At 60.9% G+C, this 22,997-nt stretch carries 19 protein-coding genes; 4 read left to right on the top strand and 15 right to left on the bottom strand.

The annotated features are described in order from the left end of the window. Positions 1-5 precede the first annotated feature (5 nt). The 4 genes from AC07NR_RS07515 to AC07NR_RS07500 all read right to left on the bottom strand — a co-directional run bounded on the left by AC07NR_RS07515 (position 6) and on the right by AC07NR_RS07500 (position 5,644). On the bottom strand, positions 6-1,661 hold the full coding sequence (locus AC07NR_RS07515) for a PqiB family protein (RefSeq protein WP_495078241.1): 1,656 nt from the start codon (positions 1,659-1,661) through the stop codon (positions 6-8). A gap of 96 nt (positions 1,662-1,757) precedes the next feature. Continuing rightward, a complete protein-coding gene (locus tag AC07NR_RS07510; RefSeq protein WP_495078240.1) occupies positions 1,758-3,059 on the bottom strand; it encodes an NAD(P)/FAD-dependent oxidoreductase in 1,302 nt (433 codons plus the stop codon). Beyond that, on the bottom strand, positions 3,056-4,144 hold the full coding sequence (locus tag AC07NR_RS07505) for a polyamine ABC transporter substrate-binding protein (RefSeq protein ID WP_495078239.1): 1,089 nt from the start codon (positions 4,142-4,144) through the stop codon (positions 3,056-3,058). The genes AC07NR_RS07510 and AC07NR_RS07505 overlap by 4 nt, the downstream gene beginning before the upstream one ends. Before the next feature lie 141 nt (positions 4,145-4,285). Then, positions 4,286-5,644 (bottom strand): glutamine synthetase family protein, encoded by a 1,359-nt coding sequence (locus AC07NR_RS07500; protein WP_065257395.1) that lies wholly within the window; start codon positions 5,642-5,644, stop codon positions 4,286-4,288. Between the two features lie 162 nt (positions 5,645-5,806). Between AC07NR_RS07500 and AC07NR_RS07495 the strand changes: the two genes are divergently transcribed. Further along, positions 5,807-6,712, top strand: a complete 906-nt coding sequence (locus AC07NR_RS07495) for a helix-turn-helix domain-containing protein (protein WP_305832871.1) — start codon at positions 5,807-5,809, stop codon at positions 6,710-6,712. Positions 6,713-6,794: 82 nt separating this feature from the next. Beyond that, on the top strand, positions 6,795-7,979 hold the full coding sequence (locus AC07NR_RS07490) for a DUF2252 family protein (protein ID WP_495078238.1): 1,185 nt from the start codon (positions 6,795-6,797) through the stop codon (positions 7,977-7,979). Between the two features lie 7 nt (positions 7,980-7,986). Here the strand turns inward: AC07NR_RS07490 and AC07NR_RS07485 are convergent, their stop codons facing one another. Further along, positions 7,987-8,733 (bottom strand): anti-sigma factor family protein, encoded by a 747-nt coding sequence (locus AC07NR_RS07485; protein WP_495078237.1) that lies wholly within the window; start codon positions 8,731-8,733, stop codon positions 7,987-7,989. After that, positions 8,726-9,238: a sigma-70 family RNA polymerase sigma factor gene (locus AC07NR_RS07480; RefSeq protein ID WP_495078236.1), complete on the bottom strand. Its 513-nt coding sequence runs from the start codon at positions 9,236-9,238 to the stop codon at positions 8,726-8,728. Before AC07NR_RS07480 ends, AC07NR_RS07485 begins: the two co-directional genes overlap by 8 nt. A gap of 154 nt (positions 9,239-9,392) precedes the next feature. Here AC07NR_RS07480 and AC07NR_RS07475 point away from each other — a divergent pair, with 154 nt between their 5' ends. Together AC07NR_RS07475 and AC07NR_RS07470 are read left to right on the top strand one after the other, a co-directional pair. Next, a complete protein-coding gene (locus AC07NR_RS07475; protein WP_495078235.1) occupies positions 9,393-10,364 on the top strand; it encodes a metallophosphoesterase family protein in 972 nt (323 codons plus the stop codon). Between the two features lie 14 nt (positions 10,365-10,378). Beyond that, the gene (locus AC07NR_RS07470) at positions 10,379-10,687 is read left to right on the top strand and encodes a cupredoxin domain-containing protein (protein ID WP_248739771.1); all 309 of its coding nucleotides are present in this window, start codon (positions 10,379-10,381) and stop codon (positions 10,685-10,687) included. A gap of 44 nt (positions 10,688-10,731) precedes the next feature. On the opposite strand, the gene AC07NR_RS07465 is transcribed toward AC07NR_RS07470, so the two are convergent. From AC07NR_RS07465 to AC07NR_RS07425, 9 genes are all read right to left on the bottom strand, one after another. Next, positions 10,732-11,781 carry a hypothetical protein gene (locus tag AC07NR_RS07465; protein WP_495078234.1) on the bottom strand — a complete coding sequence of 350 codons (1,050 nt, stop codon included), beginning with the start codon at positions 11,779-11,781 and terminating at the stop codon, positions 10,732-10,734. A gap of 30 nt (positions 11,782-11,811) precedes the next feature. Further along, positions 11,812-13,629: a hypothetical protein gene (locus tag AC07NR_RS07460; RefSeq protein ID WP_495078233.1), complete on the bottom strand. Its 1,818-nt coding sequence runs from the start codon at positions 13,627-13,629 to the stop codon at positions 11,812-11,814. 3 nt (positions 13,630-13,632) lie between these two features. Further along, positions 13,633-14,925 (bottom strand): hypothetical protein, encoded by a 1,293-nt coding sequence (locus tag AC07NR_RS07455; RefSeq protein ID WP_495078232.1) that lies wholly within the window; start codon positions 14,923-14,925, stop codon positions 13,633-13,635. A gap of 46 nt (positions 14,926-14,971) precedes the next feature. Beyond that, entirely contained in the window at positions 14,972-15,865 is an 894-nt protein-coding gene (locus AC07NR_RS07450; protein WP_495078231.1) for a hypothetical protein, read from the bottom strand. Positions 15,866-15,930: 65 nt separating this feature from the next. Then, complete coding sequence (locus tag AC07NR_RS07445) at positions 15,931-18,300, bottom strand: hypothetical protein (protein WP_495078230.1); 2,370 nt, start codon at positions 18,298-18,300, stop codon at positions 15,931-15,933. Positions 18,301-18,310: 10 nt separating this feature from the next. Further along, positions 18,311-19,453, bottom strand: a complete 1,143-nt coding sequence (locus AC07NR_RS07440; RefSeq protein ID WP_495078229.1) for a hypothetical protein — start codon at positions 19,451-19,453, stop codon at positions 18,311-18,313. Then, a complete protein-coding gene (locus AC07NR_RS07435) occupies positions 19,432-20,877 on the bottom strand; it encodes an alkaline phosphatase family protein (protein WP_495078228.1) in 1,446 nt (481 codons plus the stop codon). The genes AC07NR_RS07440 and AC07NR_RS07435 overlap by 22 nt, the downstream gene beginning before the upstream one ends. Continuing rightward, positions 20,867-22,099 (bottom strand): metabolite traffic protein EboE, encoded by a 1,233-nt coding sequence (gene eboE / locus AC07NR_RS07430; RefSeq protein WP_495078227.1) that lies wholly within the window; start codon positions 22,097-22,099, stop codon positions 20,867-20,869. The genes AC07NR_RS07435 and eboE overlap by 11 nt, the downstream gene beginning before the upstream one ends. Continuing rightward, positions 22,096-22,980: a TatD family hydrolase gene (locus tag AC07NR_RS07425; protein WP_134826994.1), complete on the bottom strand. Its 885-nt coding sequence runs from the start codon at positions 22,978-22,980 to the stop codon at positions 22,096-22,098. The genes eboE and AC07NR_RS07425 overlap by 4 nt, the downstream gene beginning before the upstream one ends. Positions 22,981-22,997 lie beyond the last annotated feature (17 nt).

Genomic DNA, 22,997 nt, shown 5'->3' with positions numbered 1-22,997 from the left:
TGTGCTCAATTGCGCGGCGGTCCCTTGAGATCCAGTGGCGCAGCGTTGTCGGGGCGCCCGCGAATCAGCGATTCCGGATGGCGACCGAGGTAATCCGACAGTTCACGCAGCGAACGCGACATGCGCCCGAGTTCGTCGAGGGTCTGGGTGAGTTTTTCGCGTTGCGGCGAATCTTCGGCCAGCGTCGAATTGGCCGATTGCAGGGTCTTGCTCACGTCCGCCAAAGTGTTCTGGACACCGGGCAAAGTCTTCGCGTTGAACTGGGTCAGGCTTTTGCGCAGTTCGACGAGGTTGCCGTCGAGATTGCCGGCAATGCGTTCCACCGGCAGTTTGTTGAGCTTGTCGACCATCGCCTCGAGTTTTTCCTGCAGTTGTTCGAGGCTGCCGGGAATGGTCGGAATGACGATCGGACGCGCCGTCGGGTCAAACGCGACTTTTTCGGCCTTGGGGAAGAAATCCAGAGCAATGTACAGCTGACCGGTCAGCAGGTTGCCGCTGCGGGCCTGGGCGCGCAGTCCGTTGTCGACGAAAGTGCCGATCAGGCGCACGGCGGCGGCTTCGTCTTCCGGGTTGTGGTTGAGCACCTTGAGCATCTTTTCGTGGGCCCGTCCGAGGCGCTGCGGGTAGATCACGATGCCGACGTTGACCGGGAAGCTGCGTTTCTTCTCGTCGTAGTCCAGGTTGATGCTCACCACACGGCCGATTTCCATGCCGAGGAATTCGACCGGCGCATCGACCTTGAGACCGCGCATGGCCTGATCGAAACGCAGGCTCAGGTACTGCGGTTTGCCGGCGGGCGGGGCGAGGGCGGTCTGCTGGTCGTCGAACAGGTCGAAGGTTTTTTCATCCGCTGCCGCCACATCGTTGGGGCTGTAATCCGGCGCGCGGAAGGCAATGCCACCGACCAGCAGGGTGGACAGCGATTCGGTCTTCACCGCAAAACCATTGGCGCCGACGTTCACGTCTATGCCGCTGGCGTTCCAGAACCGGGTGTTCTCGGTGACGAAGGCATCGTTCGGCGCGTGGATGAACACTTCGATATTCACCCCTTTGCCATCGGGATCGAGTGCGTAGGCCACGACCTGGCCAACCGGAATCTTGCGGTAATAGACCGGGGAGCCGATGTCCAGCGAGCCCAGATCCGAGGAGTGCAGGTTGAAGCGTCTGCCCGGTTCGCCATAGGTGATCGGCGGCGGGTTTTCCAGGCCCTTGAAGTATTTGCCGCGGGAGTCGGACTGGCCGATGTCGGCCCCGATGTAGTCGCCGGACAGCAGGGTGTCGATGCCCGACACGCCGCCGGCGCCGATACGGGGGCGTACGACCCAGAATTTGGAGTCTTCGCGGGTAAAGGTTTCGGCCTGCTTGGCCAGTTTGATCGTGGCGTTGACGCTCTTCTGGTCGTCGGCCAGCTCGACGTCCGAGACCTGGCCGACCACCACGTTGCGGTATTTGACTTCGGTCTTGTTGGCGGTCAGACCGCTGCCGGTCTTGAAGGTGACGACGATGGTCGGGCCTTCCTGCATCAGGTTGTGCACCACCAGCGAAATGCCCACCAGCACCGCGACGATCGGCACGATCCACACCAGCGAAATGCTGAAGCGCCGGGTCTTGACCGGTGCCTGGCCGGGTGCTCGCGGTTGATCGGCGGCTGACGACTCCATCCATGACCTCCAGAGTGTGTTGGGCACTGAGCGTCAGGAACGCAAAAGCACTTCATCAATATAGAAGTGCTTTGCGATAGAGCAAATCGGCGAGCCTCAGCCCAGCATTTCCCGCAGGCGATACCAGAACATGCCCAGTGCCAGCAGCGGCGAGCGCAACGCCGGGCCGCCGGGGAAGGTCATGTGCGGCACGCCGCTGAACACGTCCATGCCCTGACTGTGGCCGGCATGAATCGCTTCGCCCAACAGTTTTGCGCACCAGTGGGTGACGTTCAGGCCATGGCCGGAGTAACCCTGGGCGTAGAAGACGTTCGGGTGTTGCTTGAGCCGCCCGACCTGCGGGAAGCGATTGGCGGTGATGCCGATCTTGCCGCCCCACTGAAACTCGATGCCCACGTCCGCCAGTTGCGGGAACACCTTGAGCATCTTCGGTCGCATGTAGGCAGCGATGTCTGACGGGTCACGACCTGAATAGTGGCAGGCACCGCCGAACAGCAGGCGTCGGTCCGCCGAGAGCCGGTAATAGTCGAGGCCGACTTTCTGGTCGCAGAGCGCCAGGTTCTGCGGGATCAGCTCGGCGGCGCGTTCCCTGGACAGAGGCTCGGTGGCGATGATGTAGCTGCCCGCCGGCAGGACTTTACCGCTGAGCTGCTGCTCGAGTTCATCCAGATGCGCGTTGCAACCGAGCACCAGACTGCCGGCGCGCACCGTGCCCGAGGCGCAGCGCACTTTTACCGTCGCACCGTGGACGATTTCCAGCACCGGGCTCTGCTCGAAGATCCGCACCCCGAGCGATGCCGCCAGTCGTGCTTCGCCCTGCACCAGATCGAGCGGGTGCAGGTGGCCCGAACCCATGTCGATCAGGCCTCCTTTATAGACACCCGAATTGACGACTTGCCGGCGCATGTCTTCAGGGCCGACCAGTCGCGTTGCATGGTCATAACCCGAAGCCGCGAGACTGTCCTGTTCGGCCTTGAATGCCTCGAACTGCGCCGGGGTATTGGCCAGTTCGCAGAAGCCCCAGCGCAGGTCGCACTCGATCGTGTTGTCTTCGATGCGTCGGCGCACCAGCTCCACCGAATCGACGCCGGCCTGTTGCAGGTAGCGCACGCCTTCGGCGCCGACATGACGGGCGAAGCCCTCGACTTCATGGCCGATGCCACGGATCAACTGGCCGCCGTTGCGCCCGCTGGCGCCCCAACCGATGCGCCGGCCTTCGAGCAGCACCACCGAGAGACCGCGTTGGGCCAGCTCGATGGCAGTGTTGACGCCGGTGAAGCCGCCGCCGATCACGCAGACATCGGCGATCAGGTCGGCTTCAAGTGCAGGGTATCGCGTGCTCGCCCGGGCCGATGCGGCGTAGTAGGAGCGGGCGTGTTCCTGGGTGTACTGATTCATTTGTTCGACTTCACTTTGCTCCAGGAGCGGGTCATCAGACGCATGATCGACTGGGGCGGGGTGGTGGAAATGTAGAGTTTGTCGAGCACTTCCTGAGGCGGATACACCTCTGGATTGCTGACCAGTGCCACGTCCATGTATTGCTTGGCCGCCGGGTTCGGGTTGGCGTAGCCGACCGAGGCGCTGACCTTGGCGATCACTTGCGGGTCGAGCAGGTAATTGATGAAGGCGTGGGCCTCTTTGGTGTTGCCGGCATCAGCGGGGATCGCCAGCAGGTCGAACCACAGGTTGGCGCCTTCCTTGGGAATCGCATAAGCGATGTTCACGCCGTTCTTCGCTTCCTTGGCGCGGTTGGCGGCCTGGAACACGTCACCGGAATAACCGAAGGCCACGCAGATGTCGCCGTTGGCCAGGTCCGACACGTATTTCGACGAGTGGAAGTAGGTGATGTACGGACGAATGCTCAGCAGTTTGGCTTCCGCCTTCTTGAAGTCTTCAGGGTTTTCGCTGCGCGGGTCCATGCCCATGTAGTTGAGGACGGCCGGGAACACTTCGTCCGCCGAGTCCATCATCGAAACACCGCACTGGGTGAGTTTTTTCAGGTTCTCCGGCTCGAACAGCACAGCCCAGGAATCGATGTGGTCGACGCCCAGCACCTGTTTGACCTTGTCGACGTTGTAGCCGATGCCGTTGGTGCCCCACAGGTACGGCACCGAGTGTTCGTTGCCCGGATCGTTCTTCTCGAGCAGGGCCAGAAGTTTCGGATCGAGGTTCTTCCAGTTCGGCAGTTGCGAGCGATCCAGTTTGAGGAACGCGCCGGCCTTCACCTGGCGGGCGAGGAAGTGGTTGGACGGCACCACCACGTCGTAACCGGTGCGACCGGCGAGCAGTTTGCCTTCGAGGGTTTCATTGGAGTCGAAAACGTCGTAGATCACCTTGATGCCACTGCCGGCCTGAAAGTCGGCGAGGGTGGTAGGCCCGATGTAATCGGTCCAGTTGTAGACGCTGACCTGGGGTTCGGCCTGGGCACCTGCACTGCAGGCCAGGGCCAGAGCGGCGGGGATCAGGGATTTCAACAGACGCATATCGACACCTCTTCGAATTATTGGATTTTTCAGGTGATTCTCTGGTGTGCCATCGCGAGCAGGCTCACTCCCACAGGGGAATGCATTTCAAATGTGGGAGCGAGCCTGCTCGCGATAGCGATGGATCAGTCAATGAAGGTCTCAGACGCTCAGCAACAGGAACTCACGCTCCCAGGAGCTGATCACGCGCTTGAAGTTTTCATGCTCGGCACGCTTCACCGCCACGTAACCACGCACGAACTTGCTGCCCAGGTACTCGGCGACGGTGTCGCACTCTTCCATCTGGGTCAGGGCCTCTTCGATGGTGATCGGCAGGCGCAGGTTGCGGCGCTCATAGGCGCGACCTTCGACGGCAGCGCTTGGCTCGATGCCTTCGACCATGCCGATGTAGCCACACAGCAGGCTCGCGGCAATCGCCAGATACGGGTTGGCATCAGCGCCGGGCAGACGGTTTTCCACGCGCATCGCCTCAGGCCCGGAGGTCGGAACCCGCAAGCCGACAGTGCGGTTTTCTTCGCCCCACTCGACGTTGACCGGCGCCGAAGTGTCCGGCAGGAAGCGGCGGAACGAGTTCACGTTCGGCGCAAACATCGGCAGCACTTTTGGGATGAGTTTCTGCAGACCACCGATGTGATGGCGGAACAGGTCGCTCATGCTGCCGTCGGCATTGGCGAAAATCGGCTTGCCGGTGGCGATTTCCACCACGCTCTGGTGCAGGTGCATGGCGCTGCCGGGTTCATCGCCAATCGGCTTGGCCATGAAGGTTGCGGTGACGTTGTGCTTGAGCGCGGCTTCACGCAGGGTGCGCTTGAACACGGTGATCTGGTCGGCCAGATCCAGCGCGTCGCCGTGGCGGAAGTTGATTTCCATCTGCGCCGGGCCGTCTTCGTGGATCAGCGTGTCGAGGTCCAGGCCTTGCAGTTCGCACCAGTCGTAGACGTCTTCGAACAGTGGGTCGAATTCGTTGGCCGCATCGATGGAAAACGACTGACGACCGCTTTCGGCACGACCGGAGCGGCCCAGCGGTGCCTTCAACGGCAAGTCCGGGTCTTCGCAGCGCTGGGTCAGGTAGAACTCCATTTCCGGCGCCACGATCGGCTTCCAGCCCTTGTCGGTGTACAGCTGCAAGACTTTCTTCAGCACGTTGCGCGGCGACAGTTCGATCGGATTGCCGAACTTGTCGAAGGTGTCGTGGATCACGATGGCCGTCGGCTCGATGGCCCATGGCACCACGTACACCGCGTCGCTCACCGGTTTGCAGACCATGTCGATGTCGGCCGGGTCGAGCAGGTCGTAGTAGATGTCGTCGTCGACAAAATCCCCGGTTACCGTTTGCAGCAGCACACTTTCCGGCAGGCGCATGCCTCGCTCATGCAGGAACTTGTTGGTCGGTGCAATTTTGCCGCGGGCGATGCCGGTCAGGTCGCTGACCACGCATTCCACTTCGGTAATCTTGTGATCTTTCAGCCATGTGAACAGCTGATCGAAAGGGGCATTCATAAAGACCTCGTCGTTGGTTTTATTGACGCGGGGGAAATGCGATTTCATCTTTCGCAGGCTTCCCCTGTGGCGCGTTGACGACTATCTTGGGCGGGCCTTGCCGTTCCATCTATCCACTTTCAGCAGCACCAAAGCGCACCAAAAGAGTGCGCAAGGTCTCCCATGACGACGTGTAATCCGCTACAGGTTCAAGCTTTCAACACCGCCGATGTCGCCGAGCAAATCCGTGCGACGCCGGGCTGGGTCCAGCATTACCAACAGATGTCGCCGGGGCATTTCGCCGGGCGAATCCGCTATCTGGACCTGGAAGGCGTGGAGGTCTACGAAGAACAGATGAACACCCGGGTGGAGCAGAATTTCAGTGCGCCCTCGGGGTCTCTGGCGTTCTGTTTCGATCGCAGTGACAACGCGCTCTATCTGCTGAACGAAGAGAGCCGCAACATCTGGATCACCCCGGAGAACTACCAGGAAATCGCCGTGGTGTTCGGCCCCGAGTTCGTGCGCCGCAACGGTCTGGACGTGGCCCGGCTGGAAGGCCTGTTCATGGCGCCGCTCAACGGCGCGCAGAACGCGCTGTTCAGCCGCTGGTTGAGCTCGACTCTCACGAAGTTGTCGCAAACCCTTGATCAGCCAAGCAAAGAAGCACTGACCCAGCAGTTGCTGGAGGACTGCCTGTTCATCCTCGACAACGCCCGGGTGTGCCTGGACAGCGGTGGTTTACAGCGTCGCACCGAAGAGCGGCAAACCATGAAGCGCGTGGGGGAATGGGCGGCGGACTCGCCGGAAGAAACCCTCAATCTGCTGGAGCTGGCCCAGGTGGCCGGGGTGTCGTTGCGGCAGTTGCAACAGACGTTCAAGGCCTATACCGGGATGTCACCGACTCAATGGTTGCGTTTGCGCCGGCTCAACAGTGCCCGCCGGGAACTGCTCAAGGGTGCCGCTTCGGGCACCACGGTGGCCGAAGTGGCGATGAACTGGTCGTTCTGGCACCTGGGGCGGTTTTCCAATAGCTATCGGGCGCTGTTCAATGAGTTGCCGAGTGAAACCTTGAAGCGAACATGTCGCTGAAGAGACAGTTATTGCTCTGAAACAAATTGAAACATTCGCGCGCACGAAGGGTCGATGGAATACACCCACTCAAGTATTTTCCATGAAGACCCCTCGACCCTCCCAGCGTCTGGAAACACTCAGCGAACTCAGAAATCTCAAGATGGCCAGGTCTGCCCATGCTTATGTCCGGGGCAGTACCGTTCAATTCTACGAATGGCTGCACAGCCAGCCCGGCAGGCGTTTGCCACGGGGGCCGGCGGTGTGGATCTGTGGCGATTGCCACGCCGGGAATCTGGGGCCGACGGGGGATTCGAAGGGCCGGATCGATATTCACATTCGTGACCTCGATCAGACGGTCATCGGCAACCCGGCGCATGACCTCGTGCGGCTGGCATTGTCCCTGGCGACGGCTGCCAGAGGCTCGGATCTGCCAGGTGTAACCACCGCCAGAATGCTCGAAGGCATGATGCGAGGTTACGAAAGCGCCTTTGAAGGCAACGTAGATGAAGACCCGACGCGCCCGCCTCAGGTCAAGGCCAGCATGCGCAGCGCCGTGCAGCGCACCTGGAAACACCTGGCCTATGAGCGTATCGAAAACACCAAACCTTCCATTCCTCTGGGCAAGCACTTCTGGGCACTTTCGCGAGCGGAACGCGCCGCGCTGAAAACGCTGTGCGCGACCGATGATGTCCATACGCTGGTGACGTCGCTCAAGGGCAGGTCGAAGGACGACAAGGTCCAATTGCTCGACTCCGCCTATTGGGTCAAAGGTTGCAGTTCACTGGGACTGAAACGCTATGCGCTGTTGCTGGGTGTGGGTGCCGGAGACGATCAGGAGTTTTGCCTGCTCGATCTCAAGCAAGCCGTCGCCGCTGCGGCACCACGTGTGCCGAAAGCCTCCATGCCGCGTGACAATGGCCGGCGGGTGGTGGAAGGGGCCCGACATCTCTCACCCGGTCTGGGCAATCGAATGATTGCAACACGCGTCCTGGACGAGGGTTTTTTCCTGCGCGAACTGCTGCCTCAAGACATGAAGCTGGAGTTGAACCAATTGAGCCAGTCTGAAGCGTTGCTTGCCGCCGCTTATCTGGCCAACGTCGTCGGCCTTGCTCATGCGCGGCAAATGGACCTTGTGACGCGAGCGGCCTGGATCCGCGACCTGAACAGTTGCCACACCAAGACGCTGGATGCACCGTCGTGGCTTTGGTCCAGTGTCGTGCAATTGGTGGGGCAGCATGAACGCGGTTATCTGGAGCATTGTCGTTTGTACGCGCTGCACCATTGAGGGACTCTCAAACACCATCCCTGAGTAACTTGCCGAACGTTTCCAGTTCGCCTTTTTCAACATCGGACACCAGCACGAAACGCATGTGGCCAGCCTGCCAGGAAACCACGTTGAAACCGCGAATCGACTGACTCTGCGTCGACTTGTCGGCTTCCGTAGTCGGCAGGATAAACACGTTGATGATGTGTTTGGCCCGACCGTAACTCAGGGCGGCGGTGGTCTGGTGCTGCAGGTAATCCAGCCGCCCGCCGAGCAGTGGAAAGCCTTGCGCCGAGTAATCGACGACGGGCGGCGAGAAGTCGAGTTTGCCGGTGAACCAGGGTTTTACAGTGTGCCGGTCGGACGACACCACATCGTTCAGGTGCTGGCCCATCAACGAGCGCACGTGGCTGGAGACGGCTTCGTCCATCAACGGTTGTTCGCTGCCTGGCGTTGCCACGTAAAGCACCATCGCCAGGGCCAGGGCCGCTGCGGAAAATGCCGGGGCGAACCATTTTCGCCAGCGTTCGAACGGGCTCGGCGAAGCCGGCGCAACGGCGGCAAGCACGCTGGCCGTCATTGATGCCGGCGCGGAGTAATACGGTGCATGCCGCTTCACACTGACCTTCAACAGTTTCGCCTCATCATGCAGTCGCGCACAGTCAGCGCATGTGCACAGATGTGCAGCGACATCCGCCGCCATCGCCGGATCAAGCTCCTGATCCAGATAGCCATGCAGTTGTGTCTGACAAACCGTGCAGTGGAGTTCATTCATGATCGTGCAACTTCAGTAGTTCGAGCTTGAGCATGGCGCGGGCCCGGGCCAGCCTCGACATGACGGTGCCGATGGGAACATCGACCACCAGGGCGATGTCCTTGTAGGGCAAGTCTTCGAGTTCCTTGAGCACAATGACCTCGCGAAACGCCGGCGGCAAGGCGCTCAGGGCTTGCTGGAGCAACGCCGCGTTTTCCGTGTGAATGGCCAACAGTTCCGGGCTCTGGCCGTGATTCAGTGCGCCGTCGATATCACCCGTCTCGTCATCAATGGCGACCCAGTGGCGCCCGGCCGTAGCCTTGAGCCAGGTGTAGCTTTCGTTACGCACGATGGTCAGGAACCAGGCCTTGGCGTTGCCATCGGCAAATCGCTGCAAAAACCGGAAGGCGCGCAAGGCGCTTTCCTGCACGACATCCCGTGCAGCGGCGTCGTTGCCCGTGATCCAGCGCGCGAGGTTGTAAGCCGCGTCCAGGTGCGGCGCAATCAGTTCCTCGAATCGATTCATAGTGGCTTCCGCACCGTCACACCCCTATAACCGTGATGCGTCGTGTTTTATTCCCTGAAAAGAATTTGTTTTGCGGCGTGGAATAAACGCCCGGACCGCAAAGTTCTCTCTGGTGTCAGCTACATCACTGTAGTCCGCCAGCGAGGACCTACCGATGGACAATCAAGCAAAACATCCACTGCGCACCGACGGCTTTCTGAACAATCCGGACCGGCGAACGTTGCTCAAATGCTCGGCGTGGGCCGGGGCCGGGGTGCTCTGGGCCCTGAGTGGCGGCATTCCCAGAGCCTTTGCGATGGATGAAGCGGGCAACGTCAGCGATCCCAAGGCGTTGGCCAGCACTTTTCATTTCGTGCAGATCAGCGACTCGCACATCGGCTTCAACAAGGAAGCCAATCCGGAGCCGGTGAAAACCCTGCAAGTGGCGATCGACAAGGTCATCGCGCTGCCGAAACGGCCGTCGCTGATCCTGCACACCGGCGACATCACCCACCTGTCCAAGGCCGAAGAATTCGACACCGCGGCGCAGGTGCTCAAAGGTCTGCCGTCCACCGTGCATTACATCCCCGGCGAACACGACACCCTCGACGAGGGCGGCGGCAAGCTCTATCTGGAGCGTTACGGCAAGGGCACCAAAGGCAATGGCTGGTACAGCTTCGATGACCATGGCGTGCATTTCATCGCGCTGGTCAATGTCTTCAACTTCCAGGCCGGCCATGAAGCCACCCTCGGCGCCGATCAACTGGCGTGGCTGGCCGATGATCTGCGCGCGGTGACTACCAGCACGCCCATCGTCGTGTTCACCCACATTCCGCTGTGGACGATCTATCAGCCCTGGGGCTGGGGCACCGAGGATGGCGATCAGGCGATTGCGATGTTGCGCAAGTACGGCTCGGTGACGGTATTGAACGGGCATATCCATCAGGTCATCCAGAAGGTCGAAGGCAACATCACCTTCCACACCGCACGTGGCACAGCGTATCCGCAACCGGCACCGGGCGCGGCGCCGTCGCCGGGACCGATGACCGTGGCGGCCGATCAATTGCGCAATTATCTGGGGATCACCGATGTGCGTGCGACACAGGGCGATCATCCGCTGGCGCTGATCGATTCGACACTGGTCTAGGGGAGGGCAGCCAGATGAAATCGCGACTGTTGGTTGTGCTGTGCCTGATGCTGTCGATGCCGGCGTGGGCGCAGGAGGTGAAGGTCGATATCAAGGAGTTCATGTTCGGCCCCAAGGACCTGACCGTGGCCGTGGGCACCAAGGTGACATGGGTGAACGACGATCAGATCCCGCACACGGTGGCCGAGACCCACAAGGTGTTTCGCTCGGGGGCGCTGGACACCAATGACAGTTTTTCCTGGGTGTTCAACACGCCGGGCGAGTTCGAGTATTTCTGCGTGCTGCATCCGCAGATGATCGGGAAGATTGTGGTGACTCAGTAAACAGAGGGCGCGGCTTCAATGAGGCAGCGCCCTTTTTTCTGTTTTCAGAGCTGCACCCGACGCAGCCTGCCGCTCAACGCAACCACCTTGTTATCCGGCGTGGGCAAGGGGCGCCCGGTCAAACCCATGCCTTCGCTCACCAGCACTGCATCCTGTACCAGACACAGGTTGGACGGGGTATCCAGGTCACGGGCGAGCACGGTCACTTCTCCGGTTTGCAGATTGCAGCTCAACAGTCGCCCGCTGAACCGGGTGAAGCCGCCATGCAGGGTTTCGCCATTCCAGTCAGGCGGCAGCGGTTGTTGCAGACGGCTGCAGAGCTCCAGCACCAACACATTTCCTTGCGGACACAGCGCGAGCCCGGTGGGCAATTGCAGGCCGCGAATCAGCACTTCGATCCGGCCGGTGTCGGGCCAGACCCGGATCACCTGGCCGGCCTGATCGTCAAAGTCGATACCTTTGCGGGCCGGGTCGCTTTGCAGCTCCCCGGAGAACAGGCTGATCAGCACCGCGTCTGTCGTCGGTTCGTACACTAGCGTGACGGGCACGGCTTCCTGGCCCATGTCCAGATCCGGCAACTGCACCAATACCTGTTCATCCTCGCCAGTGCTGAACTCCACCAGTTGATTGGTATCGGGTTTGACCGCCAGCCAGCTGCGGCGGGTCGGGTGATAACACAGCGCATTCAGATTGCCCCGGCTGTGAAACACAGGCTCCGGCGGGGTGTATTGCAGGTCCAGCAGTTTCGAGCCCGCGACATAGTCGGTCTGGCTCACCAGACAGCGCCCGTCACCGCAGGCGATGTCCGACAGGCCCATGATTTCATCGCGCAGCATGCGGGCCTGCATGTTCATCGAGCGAAAGCCCTGAGCCAGGGTTTCCCGGGCAAGCCAGGCGCCGGGGTGGAGCGGGTCGGGTTGCAGGCGGCTGATGCGGCCGCTGAATGTCTGGTCCGGCAGGCCTGAACCGGCTTCGACCAGCAGCAGGCTGCCATCGGCCTGCAGGCAGGCGCCACGCGGGTTCAGCAGGCCTTCGGCGATGATGGTGCTGGGGCGCAGCGTCTCGCGGGGGCGCGCAGGAATATGAACAGTCATAGGTTTCTCTCCATGGGCTGAGGGGCGCGATTACTGCGGCGGCTGCCACGGCTCGCCCGTGAGATAGGCCCGCAACAGCGCCCGCTGACAGGGCGACATCGACCTCACCACAGGCATGAACAGCGTGGTGCCTTTGTAGGCATCCGAGGTCCGGGCGAGGATCGGGTTCTTCGCGCCCATGATCGCGTCGGGCTGGTTCAGCGGGATGTAGCGGGACATGGCCGGGAAGGCCAGATAGTGAAAACGCAGGACGTTCGGGTACATCTGTTCCCAGGTGATGGTGGTGCCTCTGGGGATGCCGAAGTCGGTCTGGGCGTATTTGCGGAAATTGGTGAAATACGTGCCGCTGTCCTGACCGTTGACGGTGTAGGTCAGGGCAACGAAACCGGCGAGGGGAGCCGCTGCGGGTTTTACGTTGACGGAGAAGGTGACGGACAACTGACCGGGGCTCAGCGTCAACGCAGGGGGAAAATAAAGGAAGTCGCAGTAGCGCTGTTGCGTGTAATACGGTCCCGAAGGCGCGGCAGTGAGATCGATTTCGGTTGTGCTGGGCACCGCAGCCCCCAGATACCTGACCTGCAGCGTAATCGACAGGCCCTGCGGGTAGTCCTCGGTATAGACACTGCGTTGATCCGCGTAGATCCGGTAGACGGACTCCGAGGCCTGCAACGTAGTCTCTGCGACCTTGCCGGGGGCGCTGATGGCCAGCGCCGAGGATCTGACCGCCGACTGTTGAGTCGTATTGAGCGGCAGATCGACAATGCCGCCATACACGTAATAGTCGAACAGGGGACTGCTGGTCGGATCGAGCGTGCCCAGGGTGGTCTCGCCGGCTGCCACGGTGACAGTGCCGTAATTGCCGTTAGGTCCGATAGGGCTGGTGATGTCATCCCGGACGGCCCTGAACGTCTGTTTCGGAATGATATTGACCATGTCGACGCTCAGCATGGCCGGGTTGCTCAGGTCTGCGTAGCCGGTGCCGCCCGTGCCCTGATTGACGATCTGACGGCCCGCCTGACAGTCCCGCGGCTCATTGGCGAACGCCGGCGCCAATGTACCGATGACCCGGCCGATGCTCGGGTTCGGGGTGTCTCTGCCGGCGGCATAATCGGCTTGCAACTGGGGCGTGGTCATCGTCGGGCACATTTCGAACATCACGAAACGCAGGACGATACCGGTGGCACCCGGTGCCTGGATGATCGATCGCAAACCGGCGCTGTTCTGGTTCCAGCTGACAATACTGCTCAGCGGAAAGGTCAGCTGGAAAGTGCCGCTGATACGGCAGGAACCGGGTGCATCCAGCTCCTTCGGCGTTGGCTGCAGCACCCGCTTGCCGAGATCCAGGCTGCTGCAGACTGCATTGTCGTGAATCAGCAACTGGATGTTGCTGCTGCCACCGATTTGCAGGCCACCGACAAATATCTGGGTGGTGGTGGTCGAGGTAGGGTCGAGGTCCACCATCATAGGGCCTGAAACCGGCTTCTGTCCGGTCACCGGGTCCACGGAACCCAGCAGATAGACCGGCTGGCCCACCATATCCCCGGTGGTACTGACGCTGCCCGGGCTGCCCTGAGAACTGATCAGCGCATTCTGCATGTCGACGACATGCTGCCCGTAATGATTCCAGCCGCCGGCGGTGTAGTAGTCGCCCGTAGGCGCATTGATCATGCTGTTCAACTGATCGTCGGTATAAGACCGGGCCCCCGATGCCAGGGTCGAAGTGGTCAGGTCAAAGATCGGCCAGTTGTCATCGCCGTCATAAGGAATGGTCGGTGAATTGTTCGGCAGGCTGACATCCGTGCGGATGCCTCCCCAGAAATTCAGTCGCGGGCCGTTGAGGATGCTCATGATTTATTTCCCGTCCTTGATGGTTTTGCCGAGCGGCGAATTGGCGAATTTGAACAGGTAGGAGTAATCGGACTTGTAGGGACTCTTGACCGGCGTCGCCATGGAATGGCAGTTCATGCAGCTGCTGTTGGGCTGGATGTAGCTTTCCATGGTCACGTTGGCCGAGAGTGCCGGCGTCGGCTGGCCCAGCGGGTTGCCGGGGTTGTCCGGCATCAGCGGGCGCTGGGTGGTGATGAGCTGGTAGTACCTCAACACGCTGTTTTGCAGCCCCGGGTCGGCCTGGTAACTGGCGTTGATCTGATTGGTTATATCGGCGATCGGCGTGACCCGGTTCAGCGGGTTCGGGGTCTGGAACGTGGTGCCGGGTTTGGGCACGCAAACCTGATGCGGGCCCTGGGTCTGCCAGTCGCACGGCGACTGGTTGAGGGACGCGGCGGGCGCAGCGGCGTTGAAGTAGGAATAGGCCGTGCCCGCGACGGGCTGATCGACCCATTGGCCGTTCACCAGTGCCTTTGGCGGAACGTTGTCGACCTGTTCGAACGTCGACCAGATCCACTGCGGATAGCCGTTGGCCTTGGTGATGATGTGCAGGCCGACCAGCCCCAGAAACGCCTCGGTGACACCGTTCTTCTGGCCCTGCTCATCGAAGGTCGCCACCCGGGCGAGCAGGGTCAGGTAACGGCTGGCGTTGTCATGGGCGGTGAGGATGCGCCAGCTCGACTTGATCTCGATAACACCCCACGGGAACGTGATGTTGTTGGCTTTGGAGACGACATCGGCGTTGTAGAAGTTATTGTTGACGATGTAGTTGTATGAAGTCTCGTTGGCCGAAATGTCGTAGTAGGTCGGGTTTTTCGCCTGATCGATCAACCAGCCGCCAACCGCTTGATCGACGGCGTTCACCTGCGCGCTGTTTTTCAAAGAGGCGATGTTGATGATGTTGAAGCTTTTTGCGATCTGCGGGGAATTCCACGGCCCCGGATTGGCGGCGTTCGGCAGAAAGATTTCCCCCACGGTCTTGTAGGTCTGCCAGACGGTGTAGCCGGCCGCACCGGGCTGCTTGGTGCAGTCGGGATTGCCGCGCTGCCCGCTTTTGGCCGGCCAGCTCAGGGCGATGAACATCTGCCAGCTGTATTGATCGAACTGGTCCTGACCGGCCGTGGCGGCCGGTGCGGTGCTCGGCGGCTGGCAGTTCAACTGGCTGGCCTGCACCGATGGCATGGCTTGTTCCCTGGCCAGCGCCGGCAGGCTGGCCAGCCCCAGCAACATCACGGAAAAACAGAGTGTGGTTTTCATGGCGATCCTTCGTCGTTGATCACGGTTTACGCTGCATGAGCTTGTTCTACTGCGCCTTCTGGCCGTTGCTCTGCGAAGCCGGCGGCTCGAACAACTGGCAGGGCGGCGGGTTCGAGGGACACATGGCGGCGACCTGCGCCCAGGTCTGTTTCGGGTCCGGTTTGGCGATGCGGAAGTCGGTGTAGTTCTGGCTCACGATCGGTGCGTTGGCGACGCTGGTATCGCCGGAAAAGAAGAATGACTGCGGCGGCCGGTAGGGTGGTTGCCCCGACATCTTTTTGTAGAAGGCGTAGCCGAACAGGATCGGGCCTTGTGGCGAGTCGAGATCCAGGGCGTAGGCCTGCACGCTGCCATCGAGATTCTTGCTGCGCTCGGCGCTGTAGGGCAGGTGTTCGATGAAGTCCTGCCGTGGCGGATGATTCATCGGCGAAAACATGCAGCAGGCCGGCATGTCTTTCGGACGATCCTGCGGGTAGGTCAGGAAGTACGCCTTGTTGCCCAGGGACACGAACGAGCAGGTGTAGTTGTTGTTCTTGATCGGGAAGATCGGCAGGCAGTATTTCTCGTAGTGCTCCATCATCGCGCCGAAACCGTCGCCGTCCGGCGGGATGTACGTCGTGTCGTAGTAGCTGGTGCCGCGAGAGACGGTGTAGTCCGCAGGTTTCAGGGTCGTTGGCGGGTTGCTGTAGGGCGGCGGGTTGTTTTCGTAGTTGTGCATCACCCGGTACATGGTCCAGTTACTGATCCAGAACGCCGGAAAAAACGGGTCGGAAGGCTCACCCGGATTGCGTTTGGCGATGCAGTTGCCGTTCTGTTCATTGCACCCCAGCGTGTTGTGTACGCCATTGGTGAAGTAGACGGCGCCGCTGTCCTGGGCGAATGCAGGCGGGCAAAACAGCAGGATCAACAGCAACAGACGGTTCAAGAGGCTGACGTTCATGGGTCACTCCCTGGCAAGGCGCACTGCGGGCGTGAGTCCCGCAGTGGCTCATCTTTCCTGATGGATCAGAGGTCGTCGTAATCGCTCATCTTGAGTTGCATGGGCGGGAAGTTGCGCTTGACCAGTTTCTGCGCCCACAACTCCAGTACCGCACGACGGCTTTGCGAAAGGTCACGGGTGATGGGCATTGCGAGGGTGCTTTCTTCCTGGTACTCCTTGCTGATCAGCCGGATCAACTGATCGACAGCGCCTTCCACCCGTGTGCGGGAGTTGAGCGGCATGAACTTGTTCATGATCGGGTACAGGTAATAGAACGTCTTCAGGACCCGTGGGTAGATGAAGTCATCCCAGATCGCCTCGGGCGCATTCTTGTTCTTGTAGATCTCGTTCCAGTAGTTGACGAAGTCCTGCTGCAGCTGCATGTCCAGAGGCAGGACGCGCAGGGGGGCGAGGAAGTCGATCTGGGCCTGGTTGAGCGCGAAGCTGAATGGGATGGCCGGGTCGCTGGTGCCTTCCTTGATGATGAAGCGCAGCGTAGGGAAACCCGGGGCCACAGCCTTGAAACTCACCTGGGCGATGCCTTCGGCGTTGGTGGTGGTGGCGACGTAGGAATAATCCACCGTCTGATCGTTATCCAGCGTTCCATGGGTGTAGACGCCGGCGTCGAATTCCAGGCAAGGGGTCAGGGGCACCGTGATCGGTTTACTTGAGCCATTCATGAATGACTGATAACTGACCTCAACGCCCACCGGTTTGTCTTTGGTTTCCAGATTGACCAGTCGACGACCGCTGCCGGTGGCCAGGTAGTTCGCTACAGGCGCCGTGCCCTTGAACTGTGGCAGGTTGGCGGTGTTTTTGTTGCGGTCTGCGTTGTCGTAGAACAGCGTGAAGTCGGGATTATTCGAGAACGTCAGGTAGTAGTCGCTGGTGGTCACGTTGTAAGGGTTGCCGTATTCCACCACCCAGAGTGTGGTGTTGGCGGCTGGTTGACCATCTTTTTGCACCATGATGTTCAGCGTCTTGCGATCGTTCACGTCGACGAAGGTGCCGCTTTCTACCACCTCGGCAGTCCAGATTTGCTGAGTGGCGGCTTTCACTGAGCCTGATGAAGTCTGTTGCTGCAACTCCAGCGGGCCGGATTGCAAGGTGGTCGCTTGCGTGGAGCTGAGAGGGATATCCAGCAGGCCCGAACGCTTGTCGAAGGCCGACTGTCGGTACTGCTCGAAGCCGATGTCGACCACGGGCACGAAATTCCCGTTCTGCGATACGCCCAGCTTGAAGTCGCCGGCCTGGAACTTCTCGGCCGTCAGGACATCGGCGTTCTTGTCCAGCGGATAGAACGGGAACGTGTTGGCCAGATCCAGCGACAGCGTGTTGTTGGTGATCTGCGCCGAGGTCACACCCAGATTGGTGCTGGTCGGCTTAGGCATGTCGGGGCGAGTGACCATGATCTTCTGGTCGGTGACCAGACGCGGGCCGGCGGGCGCCGTGGGGTATTCGTGGTCGAGCCACAGACCCAGGGTCGCTACGGTACGGTTGTAGGCGGGGTTGAAGAAAATACCGGAAACGTTGTCCAGCCCCTTTTGATACATCGCCGTCAAACGGGCCTGCGCCGCTGGGCCATTGTCGCGGGTGTTGACGTACGGGAAGTCGTTGAACACACCGTTCCTGTCGTAACAGGTGAGGTACGTGGCGAACCTGAACATCAGGCCCTGAGCGTTTTGCGCCTCCATCTGTTGCTGAAGATTGCTCAGCAGGACGGAATCGCCAATGACCCATTCCAGATTGTCCCGGGGAAAGCAGGTCTGCCAGGTGGTGGTGACATACGCCAGACCACCGAAGTCGCCGGCCCAATTGAACGTCAGGAAGCGGTCGAGCATCCGGTATTGCCGGTTCAGTGTCAGGCCACAGGTGGCATCCCCCAGCTGCAACTTGTCGAAGTACAGCGCCGTGAAAGTGTTCTGCCACGGGCTGATATCGACGAAGCGCGCGGCCGTCGGGCTCTGACTGCCAAAGGGATTGCCGAGCAGCTGGAAGTCCCTGCCGACCAGTGCATCCTGAGCAATGTAGGTGTTGGCCTGCAACTCGCCGCCAATAATGGTCGAGCGGGTACTCTGGTAACTCACCGTCCCGCAGGCGTTGTCGCCAAACAGGTCCCATTCGGCGGGTATGAACGGGAAGGTGTTCGGGCCTCCGTTGGTCGGCACCTGCTGCACATAGGGCGGCAGATCATTCTGCTGCACGGGTGAAATGATCCAGGGCATCAGGGTGGTGGGAGCGTTCTCCTGGGTGATGTCGTAGTAGCGGGTGAACGGCCAGTTGATGTCCATCTTCACCGCGTCATACAGCGGCAGCACATCGTTGTTGTTGGCCGTCGGCGGATTCCAGAACATATGGCCGTTGAGGTAGATCCGGGGGAAATTCAATACGCTCATGTCGTGCTCCTTAGCGTTGCCACTGGGCGCGCTTCAGCGACCAGACAAAGTCCAGTTTTTTGTAGCCTTCGAAGTCGGAGGCCGGCAGCGGAGTGGTCGGGTAGACGATGCCGCCATCCTGTTTCATGGCGAAGTTGTAGTAGCCCTTGTCGTTCGAGTAGGCCGCAGTGCCGTGGCAGGCCAGACAGGACGAGGTGTTCTGGAACGCCGACTCCAGCTGCGAGTTGGCCAGCACCTGAGTGACGGGCTGGAACTCGACCCCGATCAGCTCGTACTTCGATAGCGTCGGGTTGCTCGCCTGGAAGCTGACGTTCACCGGTTTGGCGGCCGGAGTCGGCCCGGTGGTGTTGGTCATCGGCGTCGGTGTGGGGGAGTTGGTCACCGTGTACTTGCTGTTGTTGACGTTTTCGAAGGTGGTCCAGACCCAGTTGGCGTCCAGCTTGTTGACCACATGCAGCCCGCTCAACGCCGCATAGCCGACCTGATAGGTGCCGTCATCCTGCTCGTAATAAGCCTGGCCAATGTAGTAACCGTCGTTGGCCAGGGTTTGCCGGTAGGTGGTGTCCGAGCCGATCCACAGCCACGCGGCCTTCAACTCCCACGCGGTGGCCGGGAAGTCCAGGTTGTCCGGCAGCGCGGCCTGACCATTCATGTTGTAGACCTGACGCTGCACGATGTAGTCGAAGGTGTCCTGACCCATCAGCAGTTGAAAGCGCACCGGGTTGCCTCGCTGAGAGGCAGGCACAGCACCGCCCATGTGCAGCGCCAGGCCGTCGACCTGTTGCGTGGCATTGATGTTGTGGAAGGTCCGGTTCAGGTCCATCCCCAGCGTTCGGGCCTGTGTCAGCACCTCGGTCGGAGGCGGCACGGGACTGGCGTAGGCGCCGGGCGCCGCGCCATCGGGCAGGTAAACCTGGTCCGAAGGCTTCATGGTTTCCCACACCCGGTTGCTGGCCTGGGTGGGGCTGAACTGGTTCAGGCAGACAAACCAGTTCCAGGCCATGGTTTCGGGACTCTGCTCGAACGCGGCCCGGGTCTTGGCAATGTCGGTTCCAAACTTGAGGAATTGATTGCAATCGAAACTGTTGGTGTCCTGTGCCTGAGCCAAACCGGCCAGTGCACTGAGAACGGTTAAAGAAATGGCTCGCCGCATGGAAGCTCCTTGGCATTGGCCGAGTGGTGGTAGAGGTGCCCCAGAAAATGCTGAAGGAGCAGTTGTTTCACCGCCGTAGCCGCCAGGGTTTGCGGCAGCGGCAGATCGCAATTGGTGATGAGCAGCGGGCCGGTGTCCTCGCGCTCGGGCAGACGGCCGTGACTGCCACGGACCAGTCCGGTGTCCAGTGGAATCAGGTCCATGTAGTAGCGAAAACCGAGTTTTTTCTGCAAAAGGCGGCGCGCGACTCGCAGTTTCGGGAAGCGAATGGCCGGGTCGATGAACAGCTCCAGCGGGTCGTAGCCCGGCTTGCGGTGGATGTCCACGGTGCGGGCAAAGTCGGGGGCCTTGCGATCGTCGAACCAGTAGAAGTAATCGAACCAGTAACCCGCTGCGGCGACGGCCACCAGTTCGCCGCTGCGCGGGTGATCCAGCGCAAACGCCCGTTGTTCGGCCTTGTCCAGCACCTGCTCGATACCGGGCTGGCGCTGCAGCAACGCTTTGACGCGGGCAATGTCCCGAGCGTTTTTCACGTAGACATGGGCGATCTGGTGATCGGCCACGGCAAAGGCTGCACTGGCGCCGGGGTCGAGCAATTCCCAGGTCAGCGACTGACGTACTTCCAGCAAGCCTTCCGAGCGCAGCACGCGGTTGATGGACACCGATTGGCTGACCGCTTCAATGCCGTATTCGGACAGCAACATCACCGCTGCGCCTTGTTGATCGGCGAACGCCAACAGACGCCCGACTTCCTTATCGATGGCCCGCACCTCATCGGCAATCGACGGATGCTCGGGCCCGACACGCTGAAGGCTGTAGTCGAGGTGCGGCAGGTAGATCAATTGCAGGTCGGGCCGGTCGAGCTGGAATTCGGCGATGGCGCAATCGACGATCCAGCGGCTCGACGCAATGCCCGCCGCCGGCCCCCAGAACCCCGGAAAGGGAAACTCGCCAATCTGCCGTTCGATGGTTTCGTGCAACGAAGCCGGTGACGAATAAAGGCCGAACAGCTTGCGGCCATCGGCGGGGTAATGAGGGCGCGGGGTGATGGCGGCGTCCACGTCGGCGTACATGTTGTACCACCAGAACAACTGACTGCAGCGAAACCCGGGGATCTCGCGCTTGAGCGTTTCCCAGACCTTTTCACCCTGAATCAACGCATTGGGCTGCAGCCAGAAACGCACTTCGGCCTGATCACGAAAGTACCAGCCGTTGCCGACGATGCCGTGTTCGGACGGCGGCCGCCCGGTGAGAATCGAGGCCTGCACCGACGACGTGACGGCCGGAAACACCGGTTGCAGGCTGGCCATTTTGGCTGTTTTGAGCAGGGCATTGATGTTCGGGGTCGCGTCGCCCAGCAACGCCGGCGTCAGCCCGACCACGTTGATCAGCAGCAGCGGTTGGCGTGTTTGTTCAGAGGGCATCGGCGTACGTCTCCTGCGCTTGTGGCTGCAACAGTTGCCGTTGGCGCAACTGCTCCTCGACCCATTTCAGTTCCGCGGCGATGCCCTGCAGCTGGGCGTGTTCGGTGGTCGGGCGCAACTGGGCGGGGAGGACGCCCCAGCTGTAGGTTTCCACCTCCAGCACGGGGCGAAACTCCCGATGGTCGGCGAGATAGTCGAAGGTCTGCGCCAGAGCGATCTGACTGCCGCTCAGCTCGGGCAACACCAGTTGTTCGCTGAACAGCGGGATATGGAAATGAATACGCAACTCGGCATAGCGATCCGGATGCTTTGCGCAATCGTCGAGGGCAGCTGGCAGATCGGCCCAGGCCACCAAGCGTCCCGGTGCGTCCAGCGCCTTCACCTGATGCAGGTAGGTGGTTTCGCAAAAGTCGCGCAGGGTCTTGAGGACCAGTTCGCGGCGGCTGTCGTCCGCAGAGGGAAGGCGACAGACCAGAGCATTCGACAGCTGGATCTTGCCGATGGGCACCCGCGCCTGACGCAGCCTCACCAGCGAGCGATAACAGTCTTCGAACATCACGGCCTGGTGGCAGACGTCAAAACACAGCGCCAGATACTCATGGTGCGGATCGGTGGTTTGCCAGCGGCGGAAGAAGGCGATGGCCTGAACGGTGTTTTCCAGCACGCAGTCCGGTTCCATCTCCAGACAGAACACGATTTTCTTGCCGGTCTCCCGATGCAGCCTCGCCAGTGAGGTCGTGAGCTCGCGCAGTTGAAACTCGGCGCGTTGTTGCAGCGTCGGGTTCCAGGTGGCGGCGTATCCCAGCGGCACGGTGGAAATCACCCCTTGATGACAATCCGCCGGCAACGCCTGCGCGAGGATCTGCGCCAGTTCGAGGCTGTACGCCAGGCGCTTCGGCTCGGCCCAGCTCGGCAGGTACACGGCGGCTTTCACCGCCCCCTCATGAAACTGCCCGTAGGGGAAACCGTTGAGCGAGGTCAGTCGCAATCCACTGCGTTGCAGCAGTTCGAGGAACTCCGCCCGCGCGGTTTTCTGCTGTAACCCGGTGGCGGCGAGGGCGCTGATCCACAGTCCACTGTCCTGTTGTTTCAGCCCGCGTTGTGCGCGCACGCCCTGAAAGTGCTGTTCGATGGAGGCCTTCAGCCTGGCCAGGTCATGGGTCGGGTGCACGTTGCTGCAATACCCGACCTGCGCGGCAGCCCAACCCATGCCGGCACTCATTTGATCACCGGCTCCTGCCCGCGCAGGGCAGAGTTGTCCTGCCATTGCCGGCGCTGATCGATGGGCAGCGGGGTGCTGATCAGGGTTTTGTCCAGTTGCCCGCTCTGGGCGAAAAAATCCACCGGGTTGTGGAACAGCACCTGTTCGACCTGAGCCTCGCTGAAGCCCGCCGCCAACATCGCCTGACCGGTTTTCGGCACCTTGAGCGGATCGCTGATGCCCCAGTCGGCGGCGCTGTTGACCACCATTTTTTCGGTGCCGTACTGCTGGAGCAGGGCGACCATGCGCTGTTCCGACATTTTGGTGTTGGGGTAGATCGAGTGACCGCGCCAGCAGTCGCTGTCCAGTACCAGCGGCAACGTCAGTTCGTTGAGGTGGTCGATGATCACCAGATTCTCATTGATCCCCACCTCGCGAATCACCGCCAGCGTGCGCTTGGTGCCGCCGATCTTGTCGCGGTGCGGGGTGTGCACCAGCACCGGCAGATTGAACTGTCTGGCCAGTTCCAGCTGTGCGGCGAGAAAGCGGTCTTCTTCGGGCGTGATGTCGTCGTAGCCGATTTCACCGACCGCCACCACGCCGTCCTTCACCAGATAGCGCGGCAGGATTTCCAGCACTTCATTGGCCACCGACAAGTCATTGGCTTCCTTGGGGTTGAGGCCGATGGTGCAGAAGTGATGGATGCCGAACATGCTGGCGCGAAAGCGCTCCCAGCCCAGCAGGGTGTCGAAGTAATCGATGAAGCTGCCAACACTGGTGCGAGCCTGACCCTGCCAGAAGGCCGGTTCGATCACCCCGGTGATGCCGGCGGCAGCCATGTTCTGGTAGTCGTCGGTGGTACGGCTGACCATATGAATATGCGGATCGAAATACTTGGGCATGGTGAATCCTCGTCAAG

The organism is Pseudomonas sp. GW821-FHT09C09 (assembly GCF_059418105.1).
The sequence above is the reverse complement of the archived record's forward strand: the minus strand, read 5'-3'. Positions and strand labels throughout refer to the sequence as shown.

Bases quoted from the DNA above. Each gene is read 5' to 3' on its own strand.
- AC07NR_RS07515 (WP_495078241.1), bottom strand. From the start codon at position 1,661: ATGGAGTCGTCAGCCGCCGATCAACCGCGAGCACCCGGCCAGGCACCG.
- AC07NR_RS07510 (WP_495078240.1), bottom strand. From the start codon at position 3,059: ATGAATCAGTACACCCAGGAACACGCCCGCTCCTACTACGCCGCATCG.
- AC07NR_RS07505 (WP_495078239.1), bottom strand. From the start codon at position 4,144: ATGCGTCTGTTGAAATCCCTGATCCCCGCCGCTCTGGCCCTGGCCTGC.
- AC07NR_RS07500 (WP_065257395.1), bottom strand. From the start codon at position 5,644: ATGAATGCCCCTTTCGATCAGCTGTTCACATGGCTGAAAGATCACAAG.
- AC07NR_RS07495 (WP_305832871.1), top strand. From the start codon at position 5,807: ATGACGACGTGTAATCCGCTACAGGTTCAAGCTTTCAACACCGCCGAT.
- AC07NR_RS07490 (WP_495078238.1), top strand. From the start codon at position 6,795: ATGAAGACCCCTCGACCCTCCCAGCGTCTGGAAACACTCAGCGAACTC.
- AC07NR_RS07485 (WP_495078237.1), bottom strand. From the start codon at position 8,733: ATGAATGAACTCCACTGCACGGTTTGTCAGACACAACTGCATGGCTAT.
- AC07NR_RS07480 (WP_495078236.1), bottom strand. From the start codon at position 9,238: ATGAATCGATTCGAGGAACTGATTGCGCCGCACCTGGACGCGGCTTAC.
- AC07NR_RS07475 (WP_495078235.1), top strand. From the start codon at position 9,393: ATGGACAATCAAGCAAAACATCCACTGCGCACCGACGGCTTTCTGAAC.
- AC07NR_RS07470 (WP_248739771.1), top strand. From the start codon at position 10,379: ATGAAATCGCGACTGTTGGTTGTGCTGTGCCTGATGCTGTCGATGCCG.
- AC07NR_RS07465 (WP_495078234.1), bottom strand. From the start codon at position 11,781: ATGACTGTTCATATTCCTGCGCGCCCCCGCGAGACGCTGCGCCCCAGC.
- AC07NR_RS07460 (WP_495078233.1), bottom strand. From the start codon at position 13,629: ATGAGCATCCTCAACGGCCCGCGACTGAATTTCTGGGGAGGCATCCGC.
- AC07NR_RS07455 (WP_495078232.1), bottom strand. From the start codon at position 14,925: ATGAAAACCACACTCTGTTTTTCCGTGATGTTGCTGGGGCTGGCCAGC.
- AC07NR_RS07450 (WP_495078231.1), bottom strand. From the start codon at position 15,865: ATGAACGTCAGCCTCTTGAACCGTCTGTTGCTGTTGATCCTGCTGTTT.
- AC07NR_RS07445 (WP_495078230.1), bottom strand. From the start codon at position 18,300: ATGAGCGTATTGAATTTCCCCCGGATCTACCTCAACGGCCATATGTTC.
- AC07NR_RS07440 (WP_495078229.1), bottom strand. From the start codon at position 19,453: ATGCGGCGAGCCATTTCTTTAACCGTTCTCAGTGCACTGGCCGGTTTG.
- AC07NR_RS07435 (WP_495078228.1), bottom strand. From the start codon at position 20,877: ATGCCCTCTGAACAAACACGCCAACCGCTGCTGCTGATCAACGTGGTC.
- eboE (WP_495078227.1), bottom strand. From the start codon at position 22,099: ATGAGTGCCGGCATGGGTTGGGCTGCCGCGCAGGTCGGGTATTGCAGC.
- AC07NR_RS07425 (WP_134826994.1), bottom strand. From the start codon at position 22,980: ATGCCCAAGTATTTCGATCCGCATATTCATATGGTCAGCCGTACCACC.